This window comes from Gaoshiqia hydrogeniformans (genome assembly GCF_049347105.1).
In the GTDB taxonomy this organism is placed as follows: Bacteria; Bacteroidota; Bacteroidia; order Bacteroidales; family Prolixibacteraceae; genus Gaoshiqia; species Gaoshiqia hydrogeniformans.
The window spans coordinates 4,712,875-4,727,733 of record NZ_CP186334.1; the positions used below are offsets into that span (position 1 = coordinate 4,712,875).

Consider the following 14,859-nt stretch of genomic DNA (forward strand, 5'->3'; position numbering starts at 1 on the left):
ATGGGTAAACATTTACTTCTGTCATTTTTCATTCTTTTTATAAGCATTTTCCCGGGATACGCCCAGCAACTCCGCATCAATGAAGTTATGTCATCCAACACCCATACCTTGCTGGATGAGGATAGGGAATTTTCTGACTGGATTGAACTAATCAATACCAGTTCGCAAACCATCAACCTCTCGGGATACTATTTGACCGATAACATTAACAAGCCAACGCAGTGGCAATTCCCAAATATTCAATTACAGAGTGGCGAATTCTTATTGGTTTTTGCTTCCGGTAAAGACAAAAAAAACATTCCCACCCATTGGAAGGTGCTGATTGACCAGGGAGACAATTGGAAGTATACCGTACCCCAACAAAATATCACCGGATGGTACACCACTGAATTTGATGATTACTCCTGGCAAAACGGGCCAACAGGGATCGGTTACGGAGATAATGATGATGCCACCGTGATTGAATCCCTGCACAGTATATTTATGCGAAAAGAATTCACGATAGATGATCCTTCGCAGATTTTGGAGATGATTTTGTCGATGGATTATGATGATGGTTTTGTGGCATACCTGAATGGAACTGAGGTGGCCCGGGCAAATTTGGGTACTGTTGGTATACCTCCGGCATATAATGCTTATGCCAATGAAGACCATGAAGCGAGTCTCTATCGCGGATTGAGCCCCGAACAATTTAATATTGCCTCCTTTGCTAACATAATAAAGCCAGGCACCAATCTGCTTGCCATACAAGTTCATAATAATTACCGCCTGTCGTCTGACTTTTCAGCGATACCGTTCCTATCAATCAGAACAAAGGAACTCCCGGAAAAATTTGCGCCAACTTTCCTCAAGCTGGCAGGAACTAATCTGCATACCAGTTTTAAGCTTGACTCCGACGGAGAAAGTCTTTTTCTGTTCAATTCGAATGGACAAAAAACAGATGAAATGATATTACCTCGTCTTCCATCCGACATATCCATCGGGTTTAAACCCGGAAATTTCAACCAACCTCTTGTTTTTGCAGAACCTACCCCTTGGAGGGCCAATAATTCTCCATCCTTGTTATATGACGAAAATTTGAATCCATCTTTTTCTCAAGAAGGAGGAATTCTTGATGGCACAATCAATCTGATCTTATCTTCTAAAAATGATCAGGATATAATTTACTATACTACGGATGGATCAGAGCCAGATCTGAATTCTCTATATTATGTAACTCCTATCAATATTTCAGAGCTAACAACGATCAGGGCCCGGATTATCCGGTCGGGTTATTATCCTGGTCAAATTATTACGCATAGCTATTTGCCGTCTTACGATAAATCATTACCCGTGGTACTGGTGTCCACTAACTACGACAATCTATGGGACTACCATACCGGAATTTATATTAAAGGCCCGAACGCATCATCAACATCTCCGTACAAAGGAGCAAATTTTTGGCAGGACTGGGAAAAACCGGCACATATCGAGTTATATTTTCCTTCAGGAAAAACAGGCTTTTCAATTGACGGGGGAATTAAAATATTCGGAAACTATTCCCGCGCTTATGATCAAAAATCACTTGCCGTTTTTGCCCGTTCAAAATATGGTAGCAAGAGCATAACCTGTAAATTGTTTGACAACAAACCAATTGAAAAATTTGAGAGTATAGTCCTCAGGACCGGAGGAACTGACAATTTTGCAGAAGACCCTAATTGGGGAACTAAAATACGAGACCGGTTTATTGCAAAAATAGGACTTCAGATGAATCTGGATGCACAAGACGGTTTCCCATGCGTGGTTTATCTAAATGGTGAGTACTGGGGAATATACAATGTTCGGGAAAAAGTAAACGAACATTTTCTGGCCGACAATAACAACATTTCATCTGAAAATATAAACCTACTGGAAAAAGATTCAGAAATCATCACCGGCTCGAACGAGCATTACAGAGAAATGATGTCTTTTATAAACAATAACAACATCGCTGTTGAAAGTAATTATGAATACCTGAGAACAAGGATGGACATTGATAATTACATCCGGTACAACGTTATTGAGTTATTCAGTTACAACGATGATTGGCCCGGCAATAATATTAAGTATTGGCGAGACGGTCGCGAAACAAGCACGTGGAGATGGATCTTGTTTGATGTTGATACCGGTTTTGGGCTCTGGTATAATTCATTTGTCAATACCAACAGCATCACCATTGCCCTCGAACCTAACGGTCCGAGTTGGCCAAATCCTCCTTGGTCAACTATTTTATTGCGTTCATTGATTCAAAATGAAACGTTTAAAACTCGTTTCATCAATACCTTTGCAGACCACATGAACACAACCTTGCTCCCAGAAAAAACGATCCCGTTAGCAGAAAGTTTTGCCAATCAAATTGACGATGAAATCGAACCGCACACCTTGAGGTGGGGAAGCTATTATGAAATCTGGCGACACAACCTCAAAAAGATCTACAATTTTGCGGATAAAAGGCCAACGTCAATGCGTAAAATCATTCTTGATCAGTTTGCCATTGCTGACACTCAAGATGTCAAACTAAATATTCAAGGATGTGATCTGGCTGAAATACAAATAAATACAATCAAAATCAATCAATTCCCCTGGAATGGTATTTATTTCAACCAAATTCCCATCGAATTGACGGCCACGGCTCCGGCCGGTTATAAGTTTAGCCGGTGGGAAGGCGATCTGGAATCGACGGAAGTAAAAATTCAGGTTCCGATGGTGTCCGACATGAACCTGACGGCGGTATTTGAAGAAGACGACCAGCAGGGCACAATCGTCATTAACGAAATCATGTACAACCCATCCAACGAGTTTGACAGTGGCGACTGGGTTGAATTATACAACAACAGTTCAAGCTATATCAACCTGACCAACTGGATTTTGAAAGACTCGGATGACACCAATTCATACCGGTTTGCCCCAAACACCATCATGGAGCCGCATGCCTATTTGGTGGTTTGCAGAGATCAGGATGCCTTCTCCGCTGTTTATCCCGGAGTTTCAAACTTTCAGGGACCGCTTGGTTTTGGGTTTAGCAGCGCAGGCGAGTGCATACGTCTGTATAACAACAACAGTGAATTGGTCGATCAGGTTTGTTATGCTTCGGAGTATCCCTGGCCTACCGAACCAAATGGCGGAGGTTACACACTTGAACTGAAAGATCCGGATGCGGATAATTCGTTGGCCCATAACTGGTTTACCTCTCTGACAAAAAACGGGACTCCAGGCAAAGCAAATACCGTTGGAGAACAAGACGATCCGGATCAACCAACCGACGAACCGGCCGAAAGCTTACTTCTACAGAACTATCCGAACCCCTTTACCGGCAGTACGAGAATTCCGGTGTATGCTCATACAAATCAACTGGTGAATATATCCGTTTATACCTTGCAGGGACAATTGGTAACGACAATTTTCAACGGAAATCTCAGCGAAGGGTACCATACCTTTGAATGGAACGCACCGTCGCTCAGGTCGGGTGTCTACCTGATCCGCTACACCGGACCGAGCCACAGCCAGGTAAAAAAAGCAATTTGTCATCAGTAAAGAAGAGTTGCGATGTCCGGCAAAAATAACCGCGGGAAGAACTCAACCCAAGTTGTTCCTGCGGTTATTAAAATGGATCGAATCACCCCACTCGTTATAACCGATTTCACTCCCGGCCAGTTCAATGCGGGCCTCCAGACAATTCCGGCACAGTGCAGCATCTTCTTCCAGGCACGGCTTGCCTTCATAAAGCTGGTATTCTTTCCTGAAATCACAGGGTGTGAGGTTGGGCATAATCACATTTGCGCCTACCTTAATCGCTTTCTCCCTTCCTGCCGGATCAATCGATTGCAGGGCTGTAGCGGCCGCAATATTAATATCGGGCATCAGCAAACGCAGGCTGGCCACCATTTTTAAAGCCAGGTCAAAACGCTCCTGTTTCGTTTTCAGCAAATGCCGGTAAACATGCAGCGGCGTGTCTTCATGTTCGATATACGGGCCCATGCCAACCATGTCGACATCCAGTTCCCTGAAAAAGAGCAGGTCGTCAGCCAAATGCTCCGTGGTTTGAAACGGGAGACCGATCATCACCCCCGTGCCCACCTGATAACCACAGTCCTTTAAATGACGGAGGCATTCCACCCGTTTTTCAAATGAATGATGCTCGTTACCAGGATGAATTTTAGCATATAGCTCAGGCGACGAACTTTCGATGCGCAGCAGATACCGGTGAGCGCCGCTTTCGAACCAACGCCGGTAGGTTTCCCGGCTCTGTTCGCCACACGAGAGGGTGATGCCCAGTTCACCGTTCGAAAACTTTTTAATCGCCTTCAGCAAACGGTCGACCCGCTCAACATAAACCGGAGAAGTTAACTCGCCCGATTGCATAACCACCGAACCAAAACGATTTTCCCAGGCGAAACGGCAGGCGCTCAGAATTTCCTCATCGCTTGCCTCGTAGCGGGTCACCTTTTCGTTGCTTTTCCTGATACCGCAATACAGACAATCTTTTGAGCAGATATTCGAAAACTCAATTAAACCCCTGAAATACACTTTTTTGCCCAGTGTCTCAGCCTTTCGTGCCGAGGCCGCTTCAAACAGAAGTCTCCGGTCGCCATCTTCCGCCTTCAGCAAACAAATTAAATCGCAGCGGGTAAACGTTTTCTGAGTTAATATATCTCGGATATTTTTCACCTTGCGAAGATAAAGAATTCCTAAACGTCCGCCTATCTGCCCGATTTGTTTCGCGTCAACAAAAAAATGAAAATTCTGATCCGCAAGCTGTATCCATATCCTGAAATTCCCGTCAATAAAAAAAACAAGCATACATTTTGCACGATCAAAATATAAAACAGAATTTTACACGACCATGAATGCACAGATCAACCATATCTGGAAAGAACAACATGACCAGTTGCTGAGCTTTATCAGGAAAAGAGTAACTGATCCGGCTCAGGCTGAAGATATCCTGCAGGATGTCTTTCTCAAAATCCTGCTGAAAATAGACGGCCTGAATAACCGCGACAAATTACAAAGCTGGCTGTACCAAATCACCCGAAATACGATTTCTGATTATTTCCGCCAAAAAGAAAAAGAAAACCGATTAACCGGGCAACAGGTGGAAACCGATATGCAGGATGAACAATCGGCGATGAAAGAAGCTGAAAGCTGGATTGGCCTGTATGTCGCAGATTTGCCGGAAAATTACCGTCAGGCAGTCACCATGTACGAGATGGAAGGATTGTCGGTAGGAGAAATAGCCGACCGGCTGAACATTAGCTATACCAATGCCCGCGCCCGGGTTCAACGCGGACGCCTGGCGCTGAAAAAAAGCCTGACCGATTGCTGTACCTTTCATGTGGATGTGTATGGGAATGTGCTTGAGTACCGCCGAAATTCGGCGAAGTGCGAGGGGTGTGAATAATTTGATCAGGAACTGTGTCCGCTTGCAAAATTTTCCGTCTACCGGATACAAACATTAAAATTTATGACCATGCAAAACAAAAATGAAATCAGGAATGCTGTTCGCGAGAGATACCATCAGCTTGCAGAAAATTCTTCAGCCATTGCCGGCGGGTGTTGTTCTCCCGAATCATCGTCCTGCTGCAAACCCCAGGGAGAGATCGACCTTCAGGCGCTGAAACTTGGCTATTCGGCAGACGATTTAACCGTAGTTCCTGAAGGAGCAAACCTGGGCCTGGGTTGCGGAAACCCGCAGGCCATAGCCATGCTGAAAGCGGGCGAAACCGTGGTTGACCTCGGAAGTGGCGCAGGCTTCGACGTGTTTTTGGCAGCCCGTCAGGTTGGCGAAACCGGGCAGGTAATCGGTGTGGATATGACTCCGTCCATGATCAACAAAGCCCGCGCGAATGCCGAAAAAATCAATCTCCAGCAGGTTGAATTCAGGCTTGGTGAAATCGAAAATCTGCCGGTTGCCAACGATCTGGCCGATGTGATTATTTCCAATTGTGTCATCAACCTCTCGCCCGAAAAGCCAAAAGTCTTTCGTGAAGCGTTCCGTGTGCTCAAACAGGGCGGACGTCTGGCCGTCTCTGATGTAGTTGCCTTGCAGGAACTTCCTGCCCATATTAAAGCGGACATGGCGCTTTACAGCGGATGTATTTCCGGGGCTTCAACCATTCCGGAGCTGACTGAAATGTTGACAGAAGCCGGCTTTACCGGTATTCTCATTCAGCCAAAAGATGAAAGTAAAGACGTTATCCGGGACTGGGATGTCAACAATTCAATCACCGACTACATTATTTCGGCAAGTATTGAGGCTGTAAAACCCTGATAACGATCAATGAAAATAAAAACCGGGAACTGTGTATCTTTTGTTAAATCAGGCAAAAGCACATCGTTTCCCGGTTAAAACCATCAGAACAATTACCATGAACCAAATCGTTCAATTAAACCAAGCTGATTTTCCAAAGATCAAGACATTATTGGCAGCATCGAACCTGCCTTATTCAGACCTGGAATTTTCTCCCGTTTATTTTTGGGGGATAAAAGAGGATAAAAAGCCGGTCGCTACGGGAGCGTTGGAAATTTACGGCGCAGAGGCCATTTTGCGTTCTCTCGCTGTTCAAAAAGAATTCCGGAATCAAGGTTTTGGAAAACAACTGACCAACTTTCTTGAACAAAAAGCCGCAGAGTTCGGTATCGGCCGCTTGTTTTTACTGACAACAAGCGCCGGCGACTTTTTCAAAAGATTGGGCTATCAGCCAGCCGAACGCAACCGATGCCCGGAAGCCATCCTGGCCAGCCCCGAATTTGCTGAACTTTGCCCGGCTACAGCGCTTTGTATGTGCAAAAAACTGTAAATATGCAGATTCCGGAAAAAGCAAACAAGCTTTTTTCCGTTCCGGCTCCGTTCCCGAAGAAAAACAAAAATTCGTGCAGAAGATGATTTTCCCCGTCACTTTTCTGCACAAACAATCGTAACTTTGCCCCGTAACCTGCGGGAAGGTCAACCGGCTGACGCCAAGGGGGTAAAAGATTGATGATTGGTGATTGGTGATTGGCAATTGCCCACTCATTTATTTCAGCATTGTAATCCGTTAATCAAGCTGATTTCCTCCCCTTTCCCGCACAAAAACCAAAAATCATGGACACCAAAAAACGATTGGGATTTATCGGCATAATCATTGATGACCGAACCCGCTGTGCAGCAGCTGTAAATGAAATTCTTTCTGCTCACGCCGATCTCATCATGGCCCGCACCGGAATACCGCACATCAAAGGAAACACCTCGGTCATTACCCTGGTGGTTGACAGCACTACGGACGATTTGGGACAACTGACAGGCCGGCTGGGAAGCATCGATGGCGTACAGGTAAAATCAGGACTGGCAAAAAAATAGACATCATGGAATTGACAACGGCATCATTCATCAACGAACAGGAGATCAGTAATATCCTGCAAAAATATAGTAAACCGGCTTATGAGCAGGTAAAGGAAGTACTGGCAAAAGCCCGCGAAATGAAGGGCCTCGACCTGAATGAAGTGGCCATTCTGACCGGCATCAGCGACCCCTTGCAACTGCACGAATTGTTTCAGACCGCCAATCACATCAAGGATACCATTTACGGCAAACGCCTGGTTTTGTTTGCCCCTTTATATATTTCGAACCTGTGTGCCAACGAATGTGTTTATTGTGCATTCAGGGCAAAAAATAAAGCCATTGTTCGGCGGGCATTAAACCAGGCCGAAATTATTCGCGAAACTGAAGCCTTAATCAGGCAAGGACACAAACGGGTGTTGCTGGTAGCCGGCGAATCGTACCCCAACCAGGGATTCGGCTATGTGCTCGATTCCATTCGTTCGGTATATGAAGCCCGCTGCAATGGGGCAGAAATCAGGCGCGTTAATGTAAATATCGCCCCGCTGAAGCTTGAAGAATTCAAATTGCTGAAAGCGGAAAAAATAGGGACCTACCAGATCTTTCAGGAAACATACCATCACGAAACCTACAAAAGAGTGCACATCGGCGGAAAAAAGATGGATTACGACTGGCGGGTCAGCTCGCTGCACCGGGCGATGGCAGCCGGCATTGACGATGTGGGAATTGGCGTGCTTTTCGGCCTGTTCGATTACCGCTTCGAGCTGCTGGCCATGATGCAGCACATTCACGAACTGGAACGTGTTTTCGGCGTCGGGCCGCACACCGTCAGTGTTCCGCGTATGGAGCCGGCCACCGGCTCCGACATCGCGTCGCATCCGCCTTTTGCCGTTTCGGACCTTGAGTTCCGAAAGATTGTAGCCATCTTACGCCTGGCTGTTCCTTATACCGGCATCATCATGTCGACGCGCGAAACAGCGCAAATGCGCCGCGAAACCTTCGCACTCGGTGTTTCGCAAATCTCGGCAGGAAGCAGGACCAACCCGGGCGGTTACGAAGAAGAAACGGAAGATGAAGTTTCCGGGCAATTCAGTCTGGGCGACCACCGTCCGCTTGATGAAGTGATCCGCGATGTGGCCCAAATGGGTTATATTCCGTCATTTTGTACCGGCTGTTACCGGCTGGGCCGCACCGGGCGGGATTTTATGGATTTGGCCAAACCGGGAGATATTAAAGCACACTGCGGCCCCAACGCCCTGTCGAGCTTCATGGAATACCTGAACAATTATGCATCGCCCGACACGCGCGAAATCGGCATTCAACTCATTGAAAAAACCATTGACGAGTTGGAGGGGCTACCCAAAGAACGCGCCCGAAAATTGGTTAACTGTGTAAACCAGGGACAAAAAGACGTTTTTTGCTAAGCCGACAAAGAAAATCAAACAGGCGATATTTCTTCTTTATACTTACTCGGAGGACAATGATAGCGCTCCTTAAATTTTTTGCTGAAGTATTTTAAATCGTTAAAACCCGACAAATAAGCCGCTTCCGAAACACTGTAACTTCCGTCGGTCAGGTATTGAACAGCAATTTGCAGTTTGGTGTTCCGGAGGAACTCAACCGGCGACATGCCGGTCAGTGTTTTTATCTTGTTGTAAAAAACAGTTCGCCCCAAGGCTGATTCCTTTACGAGGGCATCAACGTTGAAATCGGTATCCTGACAGTTTTTCTCGATCAGCGAAACCACTTTTTTCAAAAATTCTTCGTCTTTATTGGTGATTTTCAGATCGCCTTTAAACGGATTACTTTTATTAAACCAGTCGAGCACATTTTGTCGTTGTCGCAACAGGTTCTGAATCACGCGGCTCAGGTATCCCGCATGAAATGGCTTGATCACATAAGCTTCCGCTCCCGACTCAATTCCCTCGATCTGATCGTCCATCGCTGATTTTGCCGTCAACATGACGATGGGAATATGACTAAGCGAAAAATCATTTTTAATGATCCGGGTCATTGTCAGGCCATCCATCACCGGCATCATCAAATCGGTAACAATCAGGTCGGGATGGAGTTTCCGGGCCAGATCAAGTCCTTCCTCTCCGTCGTTGGCCTGAAAAACCTGGTAGCTCTCCCTTAGGATGGAGTTGATGTAAGTCCGTATATCCGGGTTATCTTCTACCAACAGGATCTTATAATTCCCGGACAAGGCATCAGTGTCTTCTGCGGTGGAATCCTGCAGGTCGAGTTCATTTTCAGCAGGCAGGGTGTTCATCGCCTCTTCTGCCTGTATGCCATCCAATTCGTCTTTTGTGAAATGTTCTTTTCCCATCCGCAGGTTCACCCGAAACAGGCTCCCCTCGCCCGGTTGGCTTTGAACTTCGACGTCGCCGTGATGCAGTTTGACCAGTTCGTACGAATAGGCCAATCCAATGCCGGTCCCGGAAAATTCAGTCTGTTCATCGCTAAGCGGGCTAAACCGCTGAAAAAGCAGCGGGATTTTTTCGGCGGCAATTCCCTTGCCTTCATCTTCAACAACAATCGACACCATCTTCTGTTGTTCCAAAACTTCGATACGAACAGCAATCTTTTTTCCCTTCGGCGTAAACTTGAAGGCATTCGACAGTAAGTTGAAAAGCACCGAATCGATCTTTTCCCGGTCGAACAACAATTTGGGCGTTTCCTGGTCTTCGGGATAACGGAAACAGATATCCCGCTGCCGGGCCATCTGTTCAAAACTTTGACAGATTCCGCGCACAAAAGGTCCGATTTCAAGCTCGCAAAGCCTCATTTTCATCTTCTGATTCTGGATCTTCCTGAAATCCAGCAACTGGTTTACAAGCCTTAACATGCGTTTCCCGTTGCTGCTCATCCGTTCCATGGTGTCTTTGACCGGCTCCGGAAGATTTTTAATTTGCCGCAGGTCTTCGAGCGGCCCCAGCACCAGGGTAAGCGGGGTACGTATTTCGTGCGAGATATTGGTGAAAAACCTCAGTTTGATCTCGTTGACCTTGCGCTCAACCCGCAAATCAGTCCTCATCCGGTTGTACCTGGTCAATACGCGGCGGTTTACCTCGGCAAACAGAATAAGCAGAATGAAATAGATCGCATACGCCTGTTTGGTTCGCCACCAGGGCGGAAGAATCGTAATGGCAAGCGAACGGGGAGTTTCGGTCCGGGTTCCATCCCAATTGGCGGCCCTCACGTGAAAAATATATTTACCCGGAGGCACATTCGTATAAGTGGCCTTCCGTTCGTTCCGCACCTGGTACCAATCCTTGTCAAAACCTTCGAGGGTATATTCGTATGTATTTTTTTCAGGATCAAAAAAACTAAGTGCGGCATATTCAATACGAAATCCTGACTGATTGTAATTTAAGACAATTTCGTCGGTGAAATTAATGTGTTTTTTTAAAGGAGAGTTCTTCTCCCCGAAAGATACTTCGCGATTGAAAATTGATAAGCGGGTAAAGACCACCGGCGGCTTAAACATTGCCGGTTTTTCTTCGTGGAGCGTCACCGCCAGAAGGCCGTCCAGGGTTCCGAACAGCAAGCGTCCGTCGCGCAATTTCCAGCAGGTATTTTCAGAAAAATTACTGCATTGCAAACCGTTGTTGTCGTCGAAATTACTCAGGCTTCCGTCGCGGGCATTCAACCTTGAAATACCATTTTCCGTGCTTAGCCAAATATTCCTTTCGTCATCTTCCAGGATGCCAAAAACGGCATCGCTGATCAATCCGTCGTGATGATTGATTACCTGAAAGCCGGCCTCTGCATCGGTCAACAGCAGCCGGTTAAGCCCGCCTCCAAAGGTTCCAATCCACAAACGGCCGTCCGAATCGGGCTGGATGTGTACGATATCATTGTAACTGAGGCTATTCTTTTCATTAACATCGTAAAAATAAGGCTGAAATACGATCACATCGGTATCCGGGTCGCCGCTAAGCCGGTTTAGGCCAAAGGTGGTAGCCACCCAGAGCGTACCATTCGAATCCTGTGTAATTTGCCTGACAAAGTCGCTGGACAGGTGATTGTTTTGTGTTCCGATACGCCTGAAAACCAGCTGATCGTCTTTTGGATTTATAATCAGGTTGATTCCTCCCCCGTAGGTACCCACCCAGATTAGTCCGGCACGATCCTGAAAAACAGCATAAACATTGTCGTTTGCCAGCGAACGCGAATCGCCTGGCCGGTGCCGGTATACCCGAAAACTGATGTCGTTGTATGAAAGGTAATGCTGCAACGGTTTTACGCTGCGGGCCAGGCCGCCTCCTTTTGATCCCAGCCAGATAAAGCCGTCCCGGTCTTCGAGAATAGTATATACATTAAAGCGGGGCCATATTTCACGGCTTGCCGGTATCCCCGAAAATTGACTGATCAGCCGGAAATCTTCATCATAAACATACAAACGCCCCGATTTGCTGGCCATCCAGATGTTATTCCGCGAATCCTGGGCAATAGCTCGTATCACATTATCCGACAGATTATTAATCTGCCTTTCAGGTTTAAGCTGACGAAACATCGGGTTAGCCAGGATCACCTTGTTTACGCCTCCGTTAAATTGTCCGGTTCCGATCCAGATCAGGCCCGAATGATCCTGCGCCACACAGTAGGCAATATCGGAGCTCAGTGAATTCCGGTCCTGCGGACTATTCCGGAAGAACCGGAAGGCCATGCTTGATTCATCAAACAAAGCAACGCCGCCGCCGTGCGTAGCTACCCAAATATTGGAGTCTTTGTCTTCGAAGATGAACTGCCGCTGCATATCGACCAACGACTGAATCTCACGGGGAACCAACTCATAAAAACCGGCCCTTTCCAATTCGGGGCCGATACGCGTAATCCCAAAACTGGATGTGCTGATCCACAAAACGCCTTTACGGTCTTCAACAATTTCGTCAATCGATTGTCCCTGTAAAAAACGTTTTTGCTGACCATTGGCCGGATTATAAATATGAAGTCCCGCTGTTTTGGTTCCAATTGCCAGATTCCCGGATTTTGTCAGGTTTAACACCGATATTTCATCGGCCAGCCTGTCGATCAGTAATTTTTCGGTGTGAAAATTCCTCAAGTCGAGTTGTTGGACGCCACGTTTAACGGTTCCCAAAAACAGCATATGCTCGGCCAAAACACCACCGGTGAAGGCATATTCGTCTAAATAGCTCCGGCTGGTTTTTCTTGAATTATTTTCTCCGGCTGGTTCCAGGCAGGTCAGACCGGCGCTGGTGCCAATCCAAATCCCCTGATCCCGATCGCTTAAAATAAAACTAACCGAATCATTGGTTAGGGCAGGGACTGTACTTTTATTGAGGCGCTCAACGCTGTAAATGCCGTCTTCCGTGGCAGGGGTAGTCAGCCGGTAAACTCCGGCGCCGTTTGTGCCGATCCAGATTTCATCCTCCAGTTCCAGGAACGACGATATGCGTGTGTTCCCGCCATTAGCCGGATCGGTGTTGGATGGGAACGAATAAAAACGTTCCGTTCGCAAGTCAAGATAATGGTAATGCCCGTCGTGCGATTCCAGCCAAAGAAAACCTCGTTTATCTTCCCATATTTTCACAATCCGGTTATTGGTCAGCGAGTTCGGATCATTATAATTGGTTTTGTAGACCTTAAATTCGTACCCGTCGTATTGGTTTAACCCGTCCATGGTGCCAAACCACATAAACCCCCGGCTGTCGCAAAAGATACTTTGAACTGAGTTTTGCGATAAGCCGTCACGCGTATTCAGGAGTTCGAATCGTTCAATCTCAATGGCCGGGAGCCAAAGAGGAAACAAAATCAAAACAATAAGACCATATTTCTTGCACCGCCAGCTTAACATTCCAAAAAAATTAGCGGTGAAAAGTAGAATAATTTCAGTACACTTTCAAATGTCCTATAACACAAAACCTGTCAGTTTATCCCCGGTTAAAGATCAATTTGTCGTCGGTTGCTCCCTTTCAACTAAACTAAGTTTGTTTCCGAAATCTCTATTGGCATGTAACTTTAGATGTAACTATGCACAAAACATTTGGTATAACCGATTTAAACCGATTAAAAATGAAATCATTCAAAGCCGTATTTGGATTATTCCTGCTTTCGGTAAGTTTTGGAGTTCAGGCTCAGCAACAAAACGAAAAATGGGCAGAGATCTATCAGATCATAAACAATATTAAAGAACCTGTTTTTAACGATCAGGAATATAATATCACGGACTTTGGCGCTATAGCCGACGGAACAAGCCTGAATACAGAGGCCATTCAGAAAACAATCGACCTGTGTTCAAAAACAGGCGGCGGTACGGTACTCGTACCAAAGGGTACCTTTCTGACAGGCGCAATCCACCTGAAAAACAATGTCAACCTGCACATTTCGGAAGGAGCTGTACTTAAATTTTCAACCAATCCTGAAGATTATCTGCCGCTGGTACACACCCGCTGGGAAGGAAACGACTGTTTTAACTACTCGCCGCTGATTTATGCCAACGGACAAAACAATTTCGCCATAACAGGTAAAGGTACCCTCGACGGACAAGGCAGTAACGAAAACTGGTGGCCCTGGAAAGGTCAAAGCCAATACGGATGGAAAGAAGGAATGCCCAGTCAACTGCTCGAAACAGGCCGCCCCCTGCTCGACAAATGGGAACGCGAAGAAGCGCCGCTGTTCGAACGTCAAGCCGGCGAAGGACATTACCTGCGTCCGCAGTTCATCAGCTTCATTTACTGTACTTCGGTAAAGATTGAAGACGTTCGGATTATCGACGCTCCGTTCTGGGTCATCCACCCGGTGTTGTCGAAAGATATTATTGTTCGTGGTGTCCACATTGAAAGCCTTGGGCCTAACTCAGACGGCTGCGACCCCGAATCGTGCAAAAACGTGCTGATCGAGAATTGTATTTTTGATACCGGCGACGACTGCATCGCGCTGAAATCGGGCCGCAACTCGGATGGTCGTAAGCCCAATGTGCCGACCGAAAACGTGCTGATTCGTAATTGTAAAATGCTCGAAGGGCATGGCGGTGTAGTTATTGGTAGCGAAATTTCGGGAGGCGCCCGCAATATTTTTGCCGAAAACTGCGAAATGAGCAGCCCTGACCTGGATCGGGCCATCCGCTTGAAAACCAACAATAACCGGGGTGGCACAATTGATGGACTTTATGTTCGTAACATCCGTGTGGGGCAGGTAAAAGACGCCGTGATCCGGATCAACTGCTCGTACGACCCCAAAGAAGGTAAGGGCAAATACCCGCCTATGGTCCGTAACGTGTATATTTCGAATATAACAGCCGATATGACCGGGAAAACTTCAGCCCAATACGGCCTGCGCCTGGAAGGAATTAAAGGTGAAAACGCCGTCGAAAACATTTATATCAGCAATTGCGAGTTTAAAGGCGTTGAAAACGTCAGCCTCATCAGCGACGTAAAAAACCTGAATCTGGATGATGTTATTATTAATGGTAAAAAAGTTGAGTTATATTAGTAGCAGAATTTTCCCTGTCCGGCTTTAAACAGAACGGACAGGGGAATATTCAACCTTAACCTCAAAAA

9 protein-coding genes are annotated in these 14,859 nt (G+C 46.4%); 7 read left to right on the forward strand and 2 right to left on the reverse strand.

What is annotated here, in order from left to right; translation table 11 throughout:
• Entirely contained in the window at nt 1-3,552 is a 3,552-nt protein-coding gene (locus tag ACOIT5_RS18775; RefSeq protein WP_423127703.1) for a CotH kinase family protein, read from the forward strand.
• 42 nt (nt 3,553-3,594) lie between these two features.
• Here the strand turns inward: ACOIT5_RS18775 and hydE are convergent, their stop codons facing one another.
• A complete protein-coding gene (gene hydE / locus ACOIT5_RS18780; protein ID WP_423127704.1) occupies nt 3,595-4,818 on the reverse strand; it encodes a [FeFe] hydrogenase H-cluster radical SAM maturase HydE in 1,224 nt (407 codons plus the stop codon).
• Between the two features lie 43 nt (nt 4,819-4,861).
• On the opposite strand from hydE, the gene sigZ reads away from it, so the two are divergent.
• From sigZ to hydG, 5 genes are all read left to right on the forward strand, one after another.
• Entirely contained in the window at nt 4,862-5,416 is a 555-nt protein-coding gene (sigZ, locus tag ACOIT5_RS18785) for an RNA polymerase sigma factor SigZ (RefSeq protein ID WP_423127705.1), read from the forward strand.
• Between the two features lie 69 nt (nt 5,417-5,485).
• Nucleotides 5,486-6,286 carry an arsenite methyltransferase gene (locus tag ACOIT5_RS18790; protein ID WP_423127706.1) on the forward strand — a complete coding sequence of 267 codons (801 nt, stop codon included), beginning with the start codon at nt 5,486-5,488 and terminating at the stop codon, nt 6,284-6,286.
• 31 nt (nt 6,287-6,317) lie between these two features.
• On the forward strand, nt 6,318-6,815 hold the full coding sequence (gene arsN2 / locus ACOIT5_RS18795; RefSeq protein ID WP_423127707.1) for an arsenic resistance N-acetyltransferase ArsN2: 498 nt from the start codon (nt 6,318-6,320) through the stop codon (nt 6,813-6,815).
• A gap of 284 nt (nt 6,816-7,099) precedes the next feature.
• Nucleotides 7,100-7,354, forward strand: coding sequence for a TM1266 family iron-only hydrogenase system putative regulator (locus ACOIT5_RS18800; RefSeq protein WP_423127708.1), 255 nt, complete (start codon nt 7,100-7,102; stop codon nt 7,352-7,354).
• Nucleotides 7,355-7,359: 5 nt separating this feature from the next.
• Nucleotides 7,360-8,757 carry a [FeFe] hydrogenase H-cluster radical SAM maturase HydG gene (gene hydG, locus ACOIT5_RS18805; RefSeq protein ID WP_423127709.1) on the forward strand — a complete coding sequence of 466 codons (1,398 nt, stop codon included), beginning with the start codon at nt 7,360-7,362 and terminating at the stop codon, nt 8,755-8,757.
• Nucleotides 8,758-8,771: 14 nt separating this feature from the next.
• Here hydG and ACOIT5_RS18810 read toward each other — a convergent pair whose 3' ends face one another.
• Nucleotides 8,772-13,154, reverse strand: a complete 4,383-nt coding sequence (locus tag ACOIT5_RS18810; protein ID WP_423127710.1) for a hybrid sensor histidine kinase/response regulator transcription factor — start codon at nt 13,152-13,154, stop codon at nt 8,772-8,774.
• Nucleotides 13,155-13,372: 218 nt separating this feature from the next.
• On the opposite strand from ACOIT5_RS18810, the gene ACOIT5_RS18815 reads away from it, so the two are divergent.
• Complete coding sequence (locus ACOIT5_RS18815) at nt 13,373-14,791, forward strand: glycoside hydrolase family 28 protein (protein ID WP_423127711.1); 1,419 nt, start codon at nt 13,373-13,375, stop codon at nt 14,789-14,791.
• The last annotated feature ends 68 nt before the right edge of the window (nt 14,792-14,859 follow it).

Excerpts from the sequence above, each read along its gene's own strand:
- ACOIT5_RS18775 (WP_423127703.1), top strand. The coding sequence starts at position 1 with ATGGGTAAACATTTACTTCTGTCATTTTTCATTCTTTTTATAAGCATT.
- hydE (WP_423127704.1), bottom strand. The coding sequence starts at position 4,818 with ATGCTTGTTTTTTTTATTGACGGGAATTTCAGGATATGGATACAGCTT.
- sigZ (WP_423127705.1), top strand. The coding sequence starts at position 4,862 with ATGAATGCACAGATCAACCATATCTGGAAAGAACAACATGACCAGTTG.
- ACOIT5_RS18790 (WP_423127706.1), top strand. The coding sequence starts at position 5,486 with ATGCAAAACAAAAATGAAATCAGGAATGCTGTTCGCGAGAGATACCAT.
- ACOIT5_RS18800 (WP_423127708.1), top strand. The coding sequence starts at position 7,100 with ATGGACACCAAAAAACGATTGGGATTTATCGGCATAATCATTGATGAC.
- hydG (WP_423127709.1), top strand. The coding sequence starts at position 7,360 with ATGGAATTGACAACGGCATCATTCATCAACGAACAGGAGATCAGTAAT.
- ACOIT5_RS18810 (WP_423127710.1), bottom strand. The coding sequence starts at position 13,154 with ATGTTAAGCTGGCGGTGCAAGAAATATGGTCTTATTGTTTTGATTTTG.
- ACOIT5_RS18815 (WP_423127711.1), top strand. The coding sequence starts at position 13,373 with ATGAAATCATTCAAAGCCGTATTTGGATTATTCCTGCTTTCGGTAAGT.